16 protein-coding genes are annotated in these 16,705 nt (G+C 55.2%); 12 read left to right on the forward strand and 4 right to left on the reverse strand.

All coding sequences use genetic code 11. The annotated features are described in order from the left end of the window. Position 1: 1 nt before the first annotated feature. The 3 genes from AAGA79_RS13545 to trpD all read left to right on the forward strand — a co-directional run bounded on the left by AAGA79_RS13545 (position 2) and on the right by trpD (position 3,384). Positions 2 to 814 (forward strand): response regulator, encoded by an 813-nt coding sequence (locus AAGA79_RS13545; RefSeq protein ID WP_411826345.1) that lies wholly within the window; start codon positions 2 to 4, stop codon positions 812 to 814. A gap of 87 nt (positions 815 to 901) precedes the next feature. Further along, the gene (gene mgtE / locus AAGA79_RS13550) at positions 902 to 2,296 is read left to right on the forward strand and encodes a magnesium transporter (RefSeq protein ID WP_411826346.1); all 1,395 of its coding nucleotides are present in this window, start codon (positions 902 to 904) and stop codon (positions 2,294 to 2,296) included. A gap of 44 nt (positions 2,297 to 2,340) precedes the next feature. Next, positions 2,341 to 3,384: an anthranilate phosphoribosyltransferase gene (trpD, locus tag AAGA79_RS13555; protein ID WP_411826347.1), complete on the forward strand. Its 1,044-nt coding sequence runs from the start codon at positions 2,341 to 2,343 to the stop codon at positions 3,382 to 3,384. Between the two features lie 22 nt (positions 3,385 to 3,406). Here the strand turns inward: trpD and AAGA79_RS13560 are convergent, their stop codons facing one another. The 4 genes from AAGA79_RS13560 to AAGA79_RS13575 are packed head-to-tail and all read right to left on the reverse strand — an operon-like array spanning position 3,407 to position 6,949. Then, a complete protein-coding gene (locus AAGA79_RS13560) occupies positions 3,407 to 3,961 on the reverse strand; it encodes a membrane integrity-associated transporter subunit PqiC (RefSeq protein ID WP_411826348.1) in 555 nt (184 codons plus the stop codon). Positions 3,962 to 3,987: 26 nt separating this feature from the next. Then, on the reverse strand, positions 3,988 to 5,685 hold the full coding sequence (locus AAGA79_RS13565) for an intermembrane transport protein PqiB (protein ID WP_411826349.1): 1,698 nt from the start codon (positions 5,683 to 5,685) through the stop codon (positions 3,988 to 3,990). Further along, the gene (locus AAGA79_RS13570; RefSeq protein WP_411826350.1) at positions 5,682 to 6,269 is read right to left on the reverse strand and encodes a paraquat-inducible protein A; all 588 of its coding nucleotides are present in this window, start codon (positions 6,267 to 6,269) and stop codon (positions 5,682 to 5,684) included. Before AAGA79_RS13570 ends, AAGA79_RS13565 begins: the two co-directional genes overlap by 4 nt. Positions 6,270 to 6,289: 20 nt before the next feature. Further along, positions 6,290 to 6,949 carry a paraquat-inducible protein A gene (locus tag AAGA79_RS13575; RefSeq protein WP_411826351.1) on the reverse strand — a complete coding sequence of 220 codons (660 nt, stop codon included), beginning with the start codon at positions 6,947 to 6,949 and terminating at the stop codon, positions 6,290 to 6,292. 252 nt (positions 6,950 to 7,201) lie between these two features. Here AAGA79_RS13575 and rpoD point away from each other — a divergent pair, with 252 nt between their 5' ends. The 9 genes from rpoD (at position 7,202) to cysD (ending at position 16,672) form a co-directional block, all read left to right on the forward strand. Next, entirely contained in the window at positions 7,202 to 9,103 is a 1,902-nt protein-coding gene (rpoD, locus tag AAGA79_RS13580) for an RNA polymerase sigma factor RpoD (protein ID WP_411828236.1), read from the forward strand. 76 nt (positions 9,104 to 9,179) lie between these two features. After that, the gene (locus tag AAGA79_RS13585) at positions 9,180 to 9,974 is read left to right on the forward strand and encodes an Hsp33 family molecular chaperone HslO (protein WP_411826352.1); all 795 of its coding nucleotides are present in this window, start codon (positions 9,180 to 9,182) and stop codon (positions 9,972 to 9,974) included. A 90-nt stretch (positions 9,975 to 10,064) separates the two neighbouring features. Continuing rightward, positions 10,065 to 10,577: a GbsR/MarR family transcriptional regulator gene (locus tag AAGA79_RS13590; RefSeq protein WP_411826353.1), complete on the forward strand. Its 513-nt coding sequence runs from the start codon at positions 10,065 to 10,067 to the stop codon at positions 10,575 to 10,577. Next, entirely contained in the window at positions 10,574 to 11,128 is a 555-nt protein-coding gene (locus AAGA79_RS13595; RefSeq protein WP_411826354.1) for a transcription termination/antitermination protein NusG, read from the forward strand. The genes AAGA79_RS13590 and AAGA79_RS13595 overlap by 4 nt, the downstream gene beginning before the upstream one ends. Before the next feature lie 304 nt (positions 11,129 to 11,432). Next, on the forward strand, positions 11,433 to 12,530 hold the full coding sequence (locus AAGA79_RS13600) for an adenylyltransferase/cytidyltransferase family protein (protein WP_411826355.1): 1,098 nt from the start codon (positions 11,433 to 11,435) through the stop codon (positions 12,528 to 12,530). Positions 12,531 to 12,561: 31 nt separating this feature from the next. Then, positions 12,562 to 13,323: a WecB/TagA/CpsF family glycosyltransferase gene (locus AAGA79_RS13605; RefSeq protein WP_411826356.1), complete on the forward strand. Its 762-nt coding sequence runs from the start codon at positions 12,562 to 12,564 to the stop codon at positions 13,321 to 13,323. Between the two features lie 27 nt (positions 13,324 to 13,350). Beyond that, entirely contained in the window at positions 13,351 to 14,736 is a 1,386-nt protein-coding gene (locus AAGA79_RS13610) for a nucleotide sugar dehydrogenase (protein ID WP_411826357.1), read from the forward strand. A 308-nt stretch (positions 14,737 to 15,044) separates the two neighbouring features. Continuing rightward, positions 15,045 to 15,644, forward strand: a complete 600-nt coding sequence (gene cysC / locus AAGA79_RS13615) for an adenylyl-sulfate kinase (RefSeq protein WP_411826358.1) — start codon at positions 15,045 to 15,047, stop codon at positions 15,642 to 15,644. Positions 15,645 to 15,766: 122 nt separating this feature from the next. Further along, on the forward strand, positions 15,767 to 16,672 hold the full coding sequence (gene cysD, locus AAGA79_RS13620) for a sulfate adenylyltransferase subunit CysD (protein WP_411826359.1): 906 nt from the start codon (positions 15,767 to 15,769) through the stop codon (positions 16,670 to 16,672). The last annotated feature ends 33 nt before the right edge of the window (positions 16,673 to 16,705 follow it).

Raw genomic sequence — 16,705 nt, forward strand, 5'->3', positions numbered from 1 at the left:
AATGCCCAAGAAAATTCTCATTGCTGAAGATAACCCGCTCATGGCGAAGCTTACTCGAAGGAAACTCGAGGAAATTGGCTTCGAGGTAGAAGTCGCCTGCGACGGATCAGAAGCGATCAGCTGCCTGGAAACAAGTCCCCCTGATCTCGTGGTCCTCGACCTTATCATGCCCAATATCGATGGTGTTGGAGTCCTGGAATTTATTCGATCCCACGAAAATCTTCGGGAATTACCCGTCGTCGTCGTCTCTAGCTCGGATTACCTCTCCGGAGTTGCAATCGCTGCAAAAAACGCGGGTGCCACTCATTTCTTCCAGAAAGGAGATAGTAGTATCAGCTACTTTGTCGAAGAAATCAGAAAGATCCTCCATGGGGATGTATCCGTCCCCTACTCACCAAAGACAGAGCAGCCAACCCCATCTGAACCACCGGTCACTGATACAGGCTCCAGGCCCCGCATCCTTTTGGCCGATGACGATCGCTTTATTGTCCGTATCCTTACTTTCCTGCTCAAGGACGCAGGTTATGAAGTGGACGCTGCGGTCGACGGTCTGGATGCATTGAAAATCGCGTCCGAAAAGGCACCGGCCCTCATGCTCTTGGATAGCATTATGCCGGAGATCAGCGGCATCGAAGTTCTCGATCATTGGAAAAAATCTGAAACCCTGCGGCATATCCCGGTGATCATGATCACCACCGACGATGATGCACAACTACGGGCCACGGCACTTGAAAAAGGGGCATGCTCGTTCCTCCAAAAGCCGTTCACGCCCCAGGAACTGCTTGATGAGGTATCACGCTGCCTTTCTGCATAAGGCTCTGCGCAGCCCTGATCCGAATGTGGCAAAATCTTCTGCCAATGGCGATTGACCCGCGGAGATAATTCGCTCCAGTCTCCGGTTGTGCCTGAAGACGAAGAGGATAAGCCAATTTCTGAAGTAATGCGTGCCATTGAGGCGCGTGACGGTTCCGCACTACTTTCCACCGCGGAAAATGTCCACTACGCCGACCTTGCCGAGCTCTACGAGCACCTTGACGATGAGGACCGCGATTTCCTCTTCAAGACCATCGGCCCGGAAATTGCCACCGATGTTGTCGCGGAACTCCCATACAGCCTCATTGAGGACGCCCTCGGCCATTTCAAGCCGGCGCAGCTCCGCTTCCTGCTGAAAAACCTCTCCGACGATGACCGCGTGGATATCTTCCAGGTCGTCTCAGAAGAAGCTCAGGTCCGCTTTTTCTCACTGCTCGGCCCCCGCGATAAGGAACTCACAAAAAACCTCCTCAAATACGAGGAAGACACCGCCGGCGGCCGGATGACCACGCAGATCGGGCGTATCACCCCTGATATGACGGTCAAACAGGCTCTCGCCATCCTCAACCGGGACCGTGAGGATACCGAAACTCTCGCCCGTATCTTCGTCGTGGACGAACAGGGCCGCCTCGTCGGGAAAGTACGCCTCCGCGACCTAGCATTCAACACCTGGGACACTCCCGTCCACGACATCATGGACAGTGTGGACGAGTTCACCCTCGCCACCGCGGATCAGGAAGACGCAGCCCGCCTGCTCTCCCGTTACGACCTTGTGGTCCTGCCAGTTGTCGATGAATTCCATCATCTGCTGGGAGTCATTACCTACGATGACGCCCTGGAAATCATGCAGGAAGAATCCACCGAGGACATCGAGAAACTCGGTGGTATCGGTGGTGAGCAAACGGAACTCACCTACCTCAATACCTCCGTCCCCACCCACTATCGCCGCCGCGTCATCTGGCTCGTCGGCCTTGCCTTCGTCTCCATCATTTCCGGCTACGTGATGTTTCGTTTCAGCGGGGTTCTGGAAAAAGCCTTTGTCCTCTCCCTTTTTCTTCCAATGGTCGTCGCCTCCGGCGGAAACGCCGGCGGGCAAGCAGCTACGATGGTTATCCGCGCACTCGCCCTGGGAGAAATCGGCACCGGCACCGCACTCAGGATCGCCTGGAAAGAGGCGCGGATTGGTATTTCCCTGGGTATCACGCTGGGAATTTCCATCGCCCTCTTCATATCCTTTGTCCTGCCACGCTTTCAGTTGGAGACTCCGGAAAGCTTCACTTTCCTCAAGCTATCCCTAGCGGTAGCTGCCGCCATCACCCTTCAGGTATTGTCTGCCACCACACTCGGCGCACTACTTCCTATCACCGCCAGAGCCATCAAGCTGGACCCCGCCGTGGTCTCCGCACCGTCTCTCGCATCCATCGTCGATGTTTCCGGAATGCTCATCTACTTCGGAACAGCCGCTGCCATTCTAAATCTCTAATTTCTTCGTTTCGAAATTACTACTTCATGCTTAAAATTTAAGTTATGGACGCTCTCATCACCCACCTCGAAAACGGCGAGGAACTCAGCCCCCAGGAAATCGAAGTCGCAGCCGATTTATTGCTGGATACCGCCGTTGATGATCAAAAGAAGGAACGGCTCCTTCTCGCCCTTTCCAAGAAGGGGGAAACTCCCGCGGAAATCGTCGGCTTCGTGGAAGCCTTTCTGGAGCACGCGGTAGATCCCATGCTCTCTGCTCTTGATCTCGTGGGACCATCCCTCGATGTCTGCGGCACAGGCGGCGATAAGCTGAATCTCTTCAATGTCTCCACCACAGCCATGTTCATTGCAGCGGCCTCGGGTGCGGTGGTCGTGAAACACGGGAACCGCGGCATCACTTCCAAATCCGGTGGAGCTGACGTCCTTGAGGCGCTCGGCATCAATATAGAAATGAGCCCGGATCAATTCCTCGATTGCGTCCAGGAATCCAACATCGGCTTCCTCTTCGCACCCAGTTATCACCCCGCCTTCAAGGCAGTGGCCGGCGTCCGCAGAAATCTCGCCGCAGCAGGCCACCGCAGTATTTTCAATCTCATTGGCCCATTGCTCAACCCCGCCCGCCCGGAGTGCCAGCTGGTCGGAGTTTCAGATCGATCCCTCTGCCCCGCGTTTGCGGAAATCCTGCAGCGCCTTGGCCGCGAAAGCGCATGGGTCGTCAGCGGAACCACCCAGGACGGGCGCGCTGTCGATGAAGTTTCCCTCATGGGACCTACTAGAATCTGCAAGGGCGGCACATTCCAGGACATCGAGGACGAGGAAATTTCTCCGGAAGAATTCGGACTAAAACTCGCCAAAGTAGAGGATCTCCAGGGCGGCGATGCGAAAACCAACGCCATCATTCTCGAGGACATTCTCTCCGGGAAAGAAAAGGGGCCGAAACGCGACATTGTCATTCTCAACGCGGCAACCGCCATCGCCTGCGCCGGTCTTTCCGATCACATCGGAGACGCCATCGACATCGCCCGGGATACTATCAGGACAGGTGCGGCGCTCGACCGTCTGCGGCTCCTGCAGGGCGCCTCATCCTAGGCAACCCTGGTGGCGCTCGTCTTCAGCGCATTTTCCCCGCCAGAATCACTGCGAACCGGTCCACCAACCGGCTCTGTGCCTCCGCCAGCCTTTCGAAGCCGTCCCCGGAAAGAGGCTCGTTGAGGGTGGTTGTGCCGCTCGCGATTAGTCGGCTATCCGGCAATGAATACAGGCGCCAACTAGCCTCCAGCACGGCATCTCCCTCGGAGGTTCCGTGGAAACGCTTCACATCCACCGCTACCTGATAGCTTAGCTCGCTCTCCCGCTCCCAAGGATATTCCTGCACATTTCCACTCCCCCGGCGATAACCCAGATCAGATCCCAGTGCCCTTTTGAAATTGCTCTCCAGATCACCCGCCCACTGATGCGCGTCGGAGGTCTCCATCTTTGTCGGTGTGCTTTGAAATACCAGATAAGGCCTATCCACCAGATAGTCCGCCATCGTCACCGGCCCAACACCAATTCCCGGTCCGCCACTCGAGGGAACCTTCCCGGCAGGGGCCAGCACATAGAAATTCCCGGACGATCCGCAACCGGCCATTAATAAGCAAAATACAAACGCAGTGAGATTTTTCATAATTCAGAAAATAGTGTGTTGGGAAACTAGCGTGCCCGCGGGATTTCCCGTGTGTTGCCATCTTTACCGAAAATAAGCGAGTTCGGCTTGTCCGCCAGCTCACCTACCAGCCGGTCGATTGAGCGCACCGTTCCACGCAACTCATCCAGCGTCCTCCGCAGGTCCCCGTAGACCGCACCATTGCTGGAAAGCGGCTTCAAGGTCTCGTTCAGGTTCGCCAGCGTCAACCGCAGGTCGGCTGGAATGGCTTTCGTTTCCTCGTTGATCAGAATCGTGTTCAGCGATGCCATTGTATCCTTCATTTCTTTCAATGTTTTCTCAGCCTCACCGATCACACCCTCGTCGGATTCGAGGGTTTCCTCAATGGAGCCCAGCGTCGTGGTCGCCTGTTTTGTCGTCTCGCTCACATTTTTGACCAATGTCTCAAGCTCCAGCCCGTTGACCTTGTCCAGCAGCGCTGCAAGTTTGTCCTCCAGCCTACCCAGACCGGACTCCACTGTCGGCAAGACCGTGTATCCACCGCGTTTCACCACCTCCACATCTTCCAGTCCGCCGAAATAATCGATATCCACGAACATCTGCCCGGTGATCAAACTACTGGACCGTATGGAAGCCCTCAGCCTCCGCGTGATCTCCTCGGAAAATCCCTTCGCCGCGTTATCGATTAAATTTGGCGGGAAATTTTTCTCCAACAGCCGCGTATCCAGCTGGATCAGCACCGGCATCTCCTCGATTTTCGCATCTTCGATCAGAGAGTAGGAAATTTCAGCAACCCGCCCGATTTTGATTCCTCGGAACTCCACAGGCGCTCCCGCACGCAGCCCGCGCAGCGATTTATCCACCAGCAGCAAAAACTCCGTGCCTCCCTTGAAGCGACTCACCCGTGCCTGCTCCTCACTATTGTAGAGCGAAACACTCATCCCGTCGTCAAGCGGTTCCCCCTCCAGTCCATCATCCGGCGGCCCCATCGATACCCTGCCGGAAACCAGTGAATCCAGCGATGGCAGCTCCAGATTGAAACCCTCTGCCCCCACATCCAGCTTTACCCCGCTCGTCTTCCAGAAAAGCGTCTGACTCGTCACCAGCCCCGTGTATTTCTCCTCGAAAAACGCACCGAAGCGCACCAATTTTTCATCCGGGAAAAACTCGCGGCTCTCGATTCTGCCCACCATCGTATCGCGGAAATAGATCCTGCTGCCCACATCCACGGAACCCGGCTCCTCGGCACTCAGCACCAGGCGCAGTCCCGGCACACTAGCCGGTGTCAGCGGTGGCTCTTCCAGCCCCACAAACTTGGATTTGCTCTTCATATCCTTCCCCAGCGATCCCGGATCAAGCTCGATGTAGGCTCCGCTGATCAACGTGCCCAGACCAGATACCGAACTGCCCTGCACCCGTGCACGGACCACCCAGAACTGGGAATCCTCCCTCACCAGATGCATGTGCTCAGGCTTGATCCTCAGCGTGGTATTCACATCCAGATTGTCGGTTAGTAAAATATCCTCCAGTTTCCCGATCGTCACATTCCGGCATTTCACCTCCGTTTTCCCGGCCGCGAGATCCGCCGCGCTCTCGAAACGAACAGTCACCAGATCTCCCTTTTCGTCATGGTTTCTCTTCACCAGCCATAGACCCAGCAGGAGAGCCACCAGGGGCACGATCCATACAGGATTGAAGCTTCTGTCTTTTTTCACCTCTGGGTGAATCTCTTCGGAGTCGTTCATAATTTTTCGTTTTCTCGGAGTCGGTCCCAGATCAGCCGGGGGTCAAATGAATGCGCGGAAAGCATCGTGAGAATTACCATCAGCCCGAAGGCGATCGCCGCCCCACCCGGGCGAATAGTCATCAGATTTCCCATCTGGATCAGCCCCACAAGGATCGCCACCACAAAAACATCCACCATCGACCACCGCCCCACCAACTCGGTCAGCCAGTAAATCTTGTTCGCCCGCCTCGCATCCATTTTCAAATGCCCCGTCGCCGCCGCCGTCAGCACTGCGATCGCCACGAACTTCAGCCCGGGGATCATCACACTCGCTATAAAAATTATCACCGCCACCGGGTAGGCATGCATTTGCCAGAACGTCGCCACCCCGCCAATGATCGTGGAATTTTCATTCACCCCGAGCTGCGTCACCACCATGATTGGCAGCAGATTCGCAGGTATAAATGCCAGTATCCCGGCGATTCCGTAGGCGATCGTCCGCTCGATGCTCTTCTCCTTCCGCGCATGCAGCGCACTGCCACATCTCTCGCAGACGTGGTGGGAAGCATCACTCACCTTCATGCAGGTGTGGCAGCTCGCCATTCCATTTTGCAAGCTGCTTCTCACTTCCTCCTCCTTCGCACCGCCAGTTCCAGACGATCCCATAGCTCCACCCTATCGATTCCCCCTACCGCACCGGCCATGCAGAACATGAGGCCAGCCACCGCCCAGAAGCCTATCCCCAAATCCACATCCGCCAGTTTTACCAACTTCAGCAGACTAATCATCGCTCCAAGGAAAAAAACCTCCACCATTACCCACGGTTGCACCGCCAGGAATCCACGCATCACCCGCACGGCATACGGCAGGGCCCGCCCCTTCATCAAAGGCACACAGAGATACAGCAGTGAGCTGATCATAAAAAACGGCAGACCGATCACAAATACCGCGATCGCGATCGAAATTCCCGCACCTCCCGCCTCCCAAAGACTCAGCACCGCACCCGGCACGGAGACCACCCCCTTGTTTCCAAACGCATCCATCGAGATAAAAGGGAAAAGCATTGCCATGGCCATCAGGCATAGCGCCGTGATCCCATAAGCCACCGCCCTCGTAAGACTGGCCTTCCGGTTCCGGTAAAGCACCTGCCCGCACTCCAGACAATGGGCCACCTCCCCCTCTTCGATCAACGTCACGGAATGCTGGGCATCACAGAAATGGCACGCTACCCAATGATCGCGACCCTCCACGCGGGGCCATGTGTGGGAATGATGATCGTTCATTGCGGGGAAAATTTCCGCGACAGGATCTGTGTAGTCATCCAAGGCGGGCACGGAGTAGTCCGCTACGGCTGGTAACTCCCGTTGTCAAAAGATTTCCCGCTCCACACGCCATCTACGCGACCCCATCAAATAATCTACTTGACCTTGCCAGCCAGTGCATCTTCATTCCGCCCGCCCGTAATTTTTTTGCGTGTGCCCAACTAATGGGTGAATTGTCTACTAATCTCACGCACACCAGCCGCCAAGCTCCTTATGCCTTCCAAACCTTCCGCTAACCAACCAGCCGCAAAGAAGACGACCAAAACCGCCTCGAAAGCCGCTCCCGCGAAGAAAGCAGTGAAAAAGACTGCTGTAAAGAAAGCCGCTCCTGCGAAGAAAGCGACAACCACCGCCACCAAAAAAGTTGCAGTTAAAAAGACAGCCACCAAAAAGGTAGCCGCCGTAAAAACTACCACAGCAGCAGCGCCAGCGGAAAAAGCCACAACGGTTACCAACCCTCTCGCTGAAGCACCGGCCGGCAAAACAAAGAAAACAGCCAAGCGCCGCATCGACACCCCTGAGATCCAGGAAAAAATCCGTGAGCTCATCAAGCTCGCCAAGGAACAGGAATACCTCACCTACGATGACATCAACGAGATCCTGCCGAACGATCTCGTTAATCCGGAAGACGTGGAAGCCATCATGGAGCGCCTCCGGAACATGGAGTTCGATATCATCGATGCCTCCGAGGTAGACCGCTTCAAGGACAAGAAGCGCGACGAGGGCGATGGCGAGGAAGAAGAGGTCAAGGCAGACCAGAAGCTCGATATCCTCGACGATCCTGTCCGCATGTATCTCAAGCAGATGGGCCAGGTCCCGCTCCTCACCCGTGAGCAGGAAGTGGAAATCTCCAAACGCATCGAGGATGCCGAGATCGAGGTTTCAAAAAATCTCCACAAATTCGGCTTCGTTACAGACGCCTACCTCGAGCTCGCGGACAACCTCACCAAAGGCAAGGAACGCTTTGACCGTGTCATCCTCGATAAAAAAATCGAATCACGTGAGCGCTACATGAAAGGCCTCCCGAAACTTTGTGAGCAGCTCAAGGCCCTCCACGAAGAGAACGACAACATCTTCCGCCAGCTTTCCGTCAAAAATCCACGCAGCAAAAAGAAACTTGAGGAAACCTTCGAGAAGAACCTCGTTTCCATGCACCGCATCTACGTCCGCTTCTACTACAAGCAGAAGATCGTCGAGGATTTCTGCGAGCGCGTTGAAGATTACGTCCAGAAATTCTGGAAATACTCCCGCCGCCTCAACACCCATCCGGACGATAAGGAATTCGTGACAAAAATGCGCGAACTCCAGCAACGCTCATGGCTCAACGATGAAAACTTCGAGCCGACCAACGCGGAGCTCTGCCTCTGGATGAAAAAGGCCCTCAAGGCGAAAACCGAAATGGTCGAGGCCAACCTTCGTCTCGTGATCTCCATCGCGAAGAAATACACCAACCGCGGCCTCTCCTTCCTCGATCTCATCCAGGAAGGCAACATGGGCCTCATGAAAGCCGTCGAAAAATTCGAATACCGCCGCGGTTACAAATTCTCCACCTACGCAACGTGGTGGATTCGTCAGGCTATCACCCGCTCCATCGCGGATCAGGCGCGCACCATCCGTATCCCGGTCCACATGATCGAGACCATCAACAAACTGATGCGCGTTCAGAAACAGCTTGTCCAGGAATACGGCCGCGAACCTTCCCCGGAAGAAATCGCCGAGGAAATCCACCTTCCGGTCGAGCGTGTTCGCGCCGTCCTCAAGATGGCCCAGCAACCGATTTCCCTTCAGGCACCTGTCGGTGATTCCGATGACACCTCCTTCGGAGACTTCATCGAGGATAAAGCCGCTGACAACCCGATGGAAGAAGCAGGCTTCTCCATGCTGAAGGAAAAAATCCGCGACGTCCTCGACACACTCACCGAGCGTGAACAGGAAGTTCTGGAGCAGCGCTTCGGACTCAAGGATGGCTACAGCCGCACCCTCGAGGAAGTCGGCCGCCAATTCCAGGTCACACGTGAGCGTATCCGTCAGATCGAGGCCAAGGCCCTCCGGAAAATGCGCCACCCTACACGTATCCGTAAACTCGAAGGCTTCATCGAGCTTCCGGGCGCGTAATACGCCTTCATCACTCTCCGGCATCTCTCAAAGCACTCTCCCGCCACCTCCCGGTCCGGCGGATGAGAACTTGTTGATGCCCGGATGGGAAAACCATATAACTCCACAACTGATGCAGCCCGAGGACTTCACAAAAGTCGAATCAATCTTCGTCCGCCACCGCAACTGCCTGATGGTGCGCGCTCAATTTATCGATATCTATACGGATTATTATCTGCATTTATCGGAAAACAAAATTCGCTACCCCCGCGAGCTGGATCAGATGCTCAAGGACGCAATCGCCGTCCTCACCTTGCACCTCAGTGCACGCCCTTGGTCGGAAACCATCGCATGGACGGCCAACCTTCGCGCTCCGCGCATCAATCTCTTCGTAACCGGATCCTCCAACGAAGCCAGCATCACAGGCCGCGTTTTCACGGAAGATATCCGTGAGCCGGATAGAAATTACTTCTACTCGCAGACCACCGTGGCGGATGGCACGGGGCCAAGAACCTCCACCCTTGAGGTCGATGGCCGTGATCCGGTGAAATGGATCTCACAGTTCTATACCCAGTCAGAACAACGCCCCGCGCGCGCTTTCCGGCTGGACGATGAGAGTTTCGTCCTTATCGCCGCCCAACCGGATGCTGATTTGGAATGGCTCGAAAACCTCACCGAGGCCGATGTCGCCGCGATTCAGGAAACGGAGGAGACCAACCTCCTTGAGACCCGCCCATTCCGCTTCCATTGCGGTTGCACGGTAGAGAAGATTCTCCCCATCCTGGGAGCTTGGCGTGAGAAGCCAGACGAGCTCTTCGCCGGTGCGGAATCCATCGCCGTCCAGTGCCCGCGCTGTGCTGCCAGCTACACCATCACCCGGGACATGCTCTAGTTTCGCGCGGCTTTCCAACTCCGGAGACCTACGTGATTACGTTGTTCAAAAATTCTTGAACAATCACCCACCTTCCAATAGTTAAGGGATGTGGAATTTCCCTCCCCCGAGATTCAGGATAAGTCCAGCAACCTAACTCTGCTCCAGCAACAGGTTGTGGATTTCTTCGTGGATGGCGTTCGCGTCCTCGGCCTGCCCCGCTCTCTCGGGGAAATTTACGGGATCCTCTACATCTCCACCACCCCGCTCTCGCTCGATGATCTCGTACGCCTCCTCGGCATTTCCAAAGGTTCGGCCAGCCAGGGACTACGCACGCTTCGCACCTTGGGTGCCATCCGGGAAACCATCAAAAACGGCGATAGGAAAACCTATTACGAGCCCGCCGTCGATTTGAAGCGCCTCGTCGGCGGCTTCATCCGCGAGCAGGTCCGCCCCCATCTCGATAGTGGAAAAGCCAGGCTGGAGCTTATCCAGGAAACAGCCCTCAACAGCGCGGATTCCGCCGACCGCGAATTTTTCACCGAGCGTATTGATCGCCTCGAAAGCTGGGCAAAACGCGGCGGACAAGTCCTCCCCGTCTTACAGAAATTCCTCGGACAATGACTCAAGAAGAAAAAAGTATTCCCCGCTGGTTCTGCGTTCGTACACAGACGAAGCGCGAGCATATCGCAGCAAAGCACCTTCAGGAGTTGGAAAATATCGAAGTTTTCTGCCCCCGCATCAAATATAAGAAAGCCACCCGCCGCGGCAAAATATGGTGGCTGGAGCCACTCTTTCCCGGCTACGTCCTCGCCAAATTCGACCTCATGGAAATGGAGCGTGCTGTCATGTTTTCCCAAGGAGTTCGCGGCCTTGTCCGGTTTGGCTCGGAAATCCCGGACGTGCCGGAGGATTTCGTGAAATCCCTCATCGATCAGGTCCAAAGCCAGATCGGCGATGGGGACGATATCATCACCCTGACTCCGAAACTCGACGTCGGAGACGAAATCGAGGTCGCCACCGGCCCATTCCAGGGCATGAAGGGCACCGTCCACAGCATCGCCTCCGCCACGGAGCGTGTGAAAGTCCTGCTGGAATTCCTCGGCAGCGTACAACCGGTTAGCCTCGATCTATTCTCGATCCTGCTACCCTCAAAGCCCTCCCCTGATTTCTAGCTACCGAAAGCGCGGCGGCTTTGTTCATTTTGAATTGAACAATACTTTCCGTCACCTCTCAATCGTCTACTGCGTCCGGCCAGGATGCAAAATCCCACCACCCATAATCACTCCCTCAGGTTTTTTCCCCTCAAAAAGGAAAATCGACCAAGGGCGGTAGCGTGCAGGAGCTACCAACATCTTGAGCTTCTAATAAAGAAGAGCCACCGTCCACCGCTTGCCCTGCTCATACCTATACTTTCGAATATAATATTCGAAAGAGCGCGAAGCAGACAAACTTACAAAACTCCTTTAAAAAGTCCCCATGCCAGAACCAAAGCTAAAGAAAGTCTTCGTCTCGGGTTGCTACGATATTCTCCACGCCGGACATCTTCAGTTTTTCGAGGAAGCACGTGCTCTTGGTGACTACCTCATCGTCTCGTTCGCATCCGCGGAGGTTCTCTGGCATCACAAACGCCGGAAACCTTCCATCCCGGACGATCACAAACACGCGCTCCTCTCCGGAATGCGCATGATCGATGAAGTCATCATCTCCCAGGGCCAGAAGGAGGGCGTCGATTTCGAGGAGGATTTCCTCCGCATCAAACCGGATTTCCTCATTGTCACCGAAGACGATAAATACGGTGATATCAAACGTGAACTTTGCGCGCGTGTCGGAGCGGAATACACCCTCCTTCCCAAGACACCTCCTCGCTTTGACCCGGTATCCACCTCCTCCATCGTGCGCTGGGTCCAGGCTCCCACGGAAGCACCTCTCCGGGTCGATTTCGCAGGCGGCTGGCTCGATGTCCCGCGCTTCTCCAGGGAAAGCGAATACATCGTCAATTGCGCCATTTCACCCCTCGTCTCACTCCGCGAGTGGGCCTACGAAAAACAAGCGGGGCTCGGCGGCAGCGGGGCATGGGCACTCCTCAATGGACGCGAAAGTATCGAGTCGGAACTTGAGCTCGGCGTCGGTTGGCAGGATCCTGCGGTAATCCGTGAGACAGGCCTCTGTGTCTGGCGCTCCGGCGATAGACCCGTCCTCGATTTTAAAAGAAACGGTGATTTCCTTAACGGCCTCATGGCCCTCTTTTGGACCGGCAAGCCGCACGACACCCCGGGTCTCGCCGAAACCAAGCGGAATTTCGATAAAATCGCCGAAGCTGCCCGCCACGCGCGAGAAGCTGTTCTCACCGCCGATTGCGCACAACTTGCCCAGGCCATCACACTCTCATACGAAGCACAGCTCGACGAGGGTATGGATGTCCTCCCGGAAATTCCCGGAGCAACTGCCCGCAAATACTGTGGCGGCGGGCACGGCGGATACGCACTCTACCTCTTCGCAGATCAGGAAACCCGGGATCAATCCATCGCCGCAAATACCGGTTTCCTACCGATAGAGCCAGTCTGCAAAGTCTAGCTCTCCTCCTTTTTCCACATCTCCTGTTATATTGAAACGGTTACCTGTTATCGGCCTTCCCGTCGCCGTCGTTGATTACGATCAAGCCACCAGATGGGCACTGGACAAAAGCTCCCTCGGAGACAGGCCCTACGCGGTCGAGGCAGCCAATACCCATGTCGCTGCGCTCGCACGTAGCGACGTACGATTCGGGGAAGCCATCTCACGCTTCGACCTCATCGCCCCGGACGGAATGCCGCTCGTATGGACCCTCAACGCCCACCTCACCGGACCGGATAAACTTACGGATCGTGTCTATGGACCGACTCTGATGCTCAAGGTTTTCGAGGCAACAAACACACCTGAAGTCCGGATCAGTCATTTCCTTCTCGGCGGCAAGGAAAGCACACTGAAAAAATTACGGGACCGCTTCGCAGGCGAATTCCCCGATTCCACGATAGCAGATTCCTACTCCCCGCCATTCGGAGAGTGGGCGGAGTCCGAGACGCTTAAAATCATTGAAAAAATTCGCCAGTCTGGAGCCAACCTTGTCTGGGTAGGCCTCGGCTGCCCGAAACAGGAACTCTGGATCGCAGAAAACAAGCACCGCCTGCCCCCTGCGGTCTATTTTGGCATCGGTGCTGCATTTGCATTTCATGCAGGAGAGGTAAAGCAGGCACCCACAGCCATTCAGAAAGCTGGAATGGAATGGGCCTATCGTCTGGCAATGGAGCCCCGCAGACTTTTTAGACGTTACTTCACCTACAATTCGCTTTTCCTTTATCACTCCATCCGCGACCACACCCGCAACTGATCCAGATCCCCCACCCCTGATAATCTCATGAAAATCAACTCTATCTGCTGCCTCGGAGCCGGCTACGTCGGCGGCCCTACCATGGCAATGATCGCCGCCAAATGCCCTCATATCACAGTGACAGTCTGCGATATGAATCAGGCCCGCATCGATGCATGGAATTCCGATACACTTCCAGTTTACGAACCGGGCCTGAAGGAAATTGTAGAAAAATCACGCGGTAAGAACCTGCACTTCACTACCGACCTCAAACCGTCCATCGCAGGAGCAGATCTCATTTTCGTCTGCGTCGGGACTCCCACCAAATCGTATGGCATTGGAGCGGGCCGCGCCGCTGACCTGCGCTACATCGAGTCCGCAGCCCGTCTCATCGCGGAAGTCTCCGAGGGAAATAAAATCATTGTCGAGAAATCGACCATCCCGGTCAAAACTGCCACCGCCATCCAGAGCATCATCGCGGCGAACAATAGCTCAAACGCCACCTTTCAGGTCCTCTCGAACCCGGAATTCCTCGCGGAGGGCACTGCCGTCACCGATATGGAAAACCCGGACCGCATCCTCATTGGCGGGGAGCAGACTCCGGAAGGTAGGGAGGCTCTCGAGGCTCTCGTCGCCGTCTATGAAAACTGGGTCCCCCGCGAACGGATCATCACTACCAACCTTTGGTCCTCGGAGCTCTCGAAACTCGTCGCAAACGCGTTCCTCGCGCAGCGCATCTCTTCCATCAACTCCATTTCCGCACTTTGTGAGGCGACCGGCGCTGATGTGGATGAAGTCTCCCGCGCCATCGGCACAGACTCACGGATCGGCCCGAAGTTCCTCAAGTCATCCGTTGGCTTCGGCGGTTCCTGCTTCCAAAAGGACTTGCTGAACCTCGTTTACCTCTGCGAGTCCTTCAATCTTCACGAACCCGCAGCTTACTGGCGCTCGGTCGTCACCATGAACGATTGGCAGAAATCCCGCTTCGTGGAGAAAATCGTCCGCACCCTCTTCAATACCGTTAATGGCAAACGCATCGCCATTCTCGGTTTCGCTTTCAAGAAGGACACCAACGATACCCGCGAATCCGCAGCCATCAATATCTGCCGCGACCTCATCGCGGAGAACGCACAAGTCGTCATCTATGATCCTCGCGTCCCGTTCGCAACAATCCAGCGTGACCTCCTCGAAGTCGGAGTATCCCAGCAACTGATCGATTCAAACGTCGAGATCGCCGCGGATCCCTATGCTGCGGCAAAAGGCGCGCACGCACTAGCCACCCTTACCGAATGGGATGAATTCCGCGATCTGGACCTTCCGAAAATCCACGAGCTGATGTTGAAACCAGCGTTCGTGTTCGATGGCCGCGCCATTCTACCCGCGGAAGCACTCGCAAAACACGGATTCGAAGCCTTCATCATCGGCAAAGGCTGATAGATTGCATGAAATCGCTAAAAATCTGAGTACCCGACAGCAAACGACTACCTTAGTGAAAGCCTTCGTAAACTTACGGAGGCTTTTACGTCTGTCACTATCAGCATTTATCCCACTAAAAACGTCTCATACCCGGAGTATTTCCAAGGAAAGAAAATCAAACCTATCTTGAGACTGAACTACTTATTGATGATTGCCGGTAAATCAGTGAAGATCTCTCCACCAATCTCCGGGAGGCGCGGGAAATCATAGCACTCTTCACAAGCGTCCATTGCTCCCCGTAAATTCCAAGTTTACCTGTATTTCCCATGAGCACCAATATCCACACCGAGTTCCATCGATTCCTGAATCGCCACGACAAAGAAGTCCTGCTCGGCCAAAAAGGCCTGGCCATATGGATGTGCGGCCTATCCGGCTCCGGTAAATCCACGATCGCCAACGCCACGGAGCGCGTCCTCCATCAGCAAGGCCGCTACACCATCATCCTCGATGGAGACAACATCCGCTCCGGACTCAACAACAACCTGTCTTTTTCAGACCAGGATCGTCTCGAAAACATCCGCCGTATTGCGGAAATCGCCAAAATCCTCATCGCCAACGGTGCCATCGTCTTCATCTCCGCCATCACCCCGCGTGGTGAACTGCGCGATCTCGCCAGAGGTATCATCGGTGAAGAAAATCTACTGGAAGTTTACGTGCAAGCCTCGTTCGAGGCGTGCCAGAAACGGGATGTGAAAGGCCTTTATGCGAAAGCAGCCAAAGGAGAAATCGCCAACTTTACAGGTCAGGCAAGCTCCTTCGAGCCCCCTCAATTCCCTGATATCACCTTGGATACAGAGGTTCTCAGCGTAGAGGAAGCAGCCATCGAGCTCGTCGAAAAAGCCCTGCCGAGAATCGCCAGAGAGTAATCATTAGTAACCCACTCATATTACTAATTATTACTTGACCCACCTTCAATATTCCTACAACAACGCCATGCGACCGCTGAACGCGCGTCGCAGCTTTGCTTATAGCACAAAGGATTTTTACCATGCCTAACTATCAACTATCACACCTCGATCAACTCGAAGCAGAGGCCATCTTCATCCTTCGGGAGACCGCAGCACAATTCGAGAACCCAGCCCTCCTTTTCTCCGGCGGCAAGGACTCCATCGTCATGGCTTGGCTCGCCAAGAAAGCATTCTGGCCTGCGCGCCCTCCGTTCCCTCTTGTTCACGTGGATACCGGGCACAACTTCGACGAGACCATGCATTACCGAGATGAGTTCGTTAGACTCCTCCGCGCAGAGCTCGTGGTCGGCTCCGTCCAGGATTCCATCGATTCCGGCCGCGTTGTGGAAGAAACCGGACCTAACGCCTCCCGTAACAAGCTCCAGACCGTTACCCTTCTCGATACCCTCGAAAAACACAGATACGATGCCGCACTCGGTGGTGGCCGCCGCGATGAGGAAAAAGCACGCGCGAAAGAGCGCTTCTTCTCCCACCGCGATGACTTCGGCCAATGGGATCCGAAAAACCAGCGTCCGGAACTCTGGAATCTATTCAACGGACGTAAGAATGAAGGTGAACACTTCCGCGTTTTCCCTCTCTCCAACTTCACTGAAATGGACATCTGGATGTACATCCAGCGCGAGGAAATTCCTCTTCCTTCCATCTACTTCGCCCACGAGCGCGAAATCTTCGAACGGAACGGCTCGCTCCTCGCTGTCACCGATTTCCTGAAACCCCAGGAACACGAAAAAGTCACCAGGGAAGTCGTCCGTTTCCGCACCATCGGAGACGCCACCTGCACCGGTGCGGTTCGCTCCACTGCCTCCAACCTCGATGAAGTCATCGCAGAGGTTTCCGCAGCCCGCCAGACAGAACGCGGCACCCGCTCCGACGATAGACGTTCGGAAACCGCCATGGAAGACCGTAAAAAAGAAGGCTACTTCTAAATCTTCCAGCAACCCAGCACTCCAACCAATCAA

The sequence above is a fragment of the Luteolibacter sp. AS25 genome (assembly GCF_046736275.1).
Classification (GTDB): Bacteria; Verrucomicrobiota; Verrucomicrobiia; order Verrucomicrobiales; family Akkermansiaceae; genus Luteolibacter.

Excerpts from the sequence above, each read along its gene's own strand:
- AAGA79_RS13545 (WP_411826345.1), top strand. The coding sequence starts at position 2 with ATGCCCAAGAAAATTCTCATTGCTGAAGATAACCCGCTCATGGCGAAG.
- trpD (WP_411826347.1), top strand. The coding sequence starts at position 2,341 with ATGGACGCTCTCATCACCCACCTCGAAAACGGCGAGGAACTCAGCCCC.
- AAGA79_RS13560 (WP_411826348.1), bottom strand. The coding sequence starts at position 3,961 with ATGAAAAATCTCACTGCGTTTGTATTTTGCTTATTAATGGCCGGTTGC.
- AAGA79_RS13565 (WP_411826349.1), bottom strand. The coding sequence starts at position 5,685 with ATGAACGACTCCGAAGAGATTCACCCAGAGGTGAAAAAAGACAGAAGC.
- AAGA79_RS13570 (WP_411826350.1), bottom strand. The coding sequence starts at position 6,269 with ATGGCGAGCTGCCACACCTGCATGAAGGTGAGTGATGCTTCCCACCAC.
- AAGA79_RS13575 (WP_411826351.1), bottom strand. The coding sequence starts at position 6,949 with ATGAACGATCATCATTCCCACACATGGCCCCGCGTGGAGGGTCGCGAT.
- rpoD (WP_411828236.1), top strand. The coding sequence starts at position 7,202 with ATGCCTTCCAAACCTTCCGCTAACCAACCAGCCGCAAAGAAGACGACC.
- AAGA79_RS13585 (WP_411826352.1), top strand. The coding sequence starts at position 9,180 with ATGCCCGGATGGGAAAACCATATAACTCCACAACTGATGCAGCCCGAG.
- AAGA79_RS13595 (WP_411826354.1), top strand. The coding sequence starts at position 10,574 with ATGACTCAAGAAGAAAAAAGTATTCCCCGCTGGTTCTGCGTTCGTACA.
- AAGA79_RS13600 (WP_411826355.1), top strand. The coding sequence starts at position 11,433 with ATGCCAGAACCAAAGCTAAAGAAAGTCTTCGTCTCGGGTTGCTACGAT.
- AAGA79_RS13610 (WP_411826357.1), top strand. The coding sequence starts at position 13,351 with ATGAAAATCAACTCTATCTGCTGCCTCGGAGCCGGCTACGTCGGCGGC.
- cysC (WP_411826358.1), top strand. The coding sequence starts at position 15,045 with ATGAGCACCAATATCCACACCGAGTTCCATCGATTCCTGAATCGCCAC.
- cysD (WP_411826359.1), top strand. The coding sequence starts at position 15,767 with ATGCCTAACTATCAACTATCACACCTCGATCAACTCGAAGCAGAGGCC.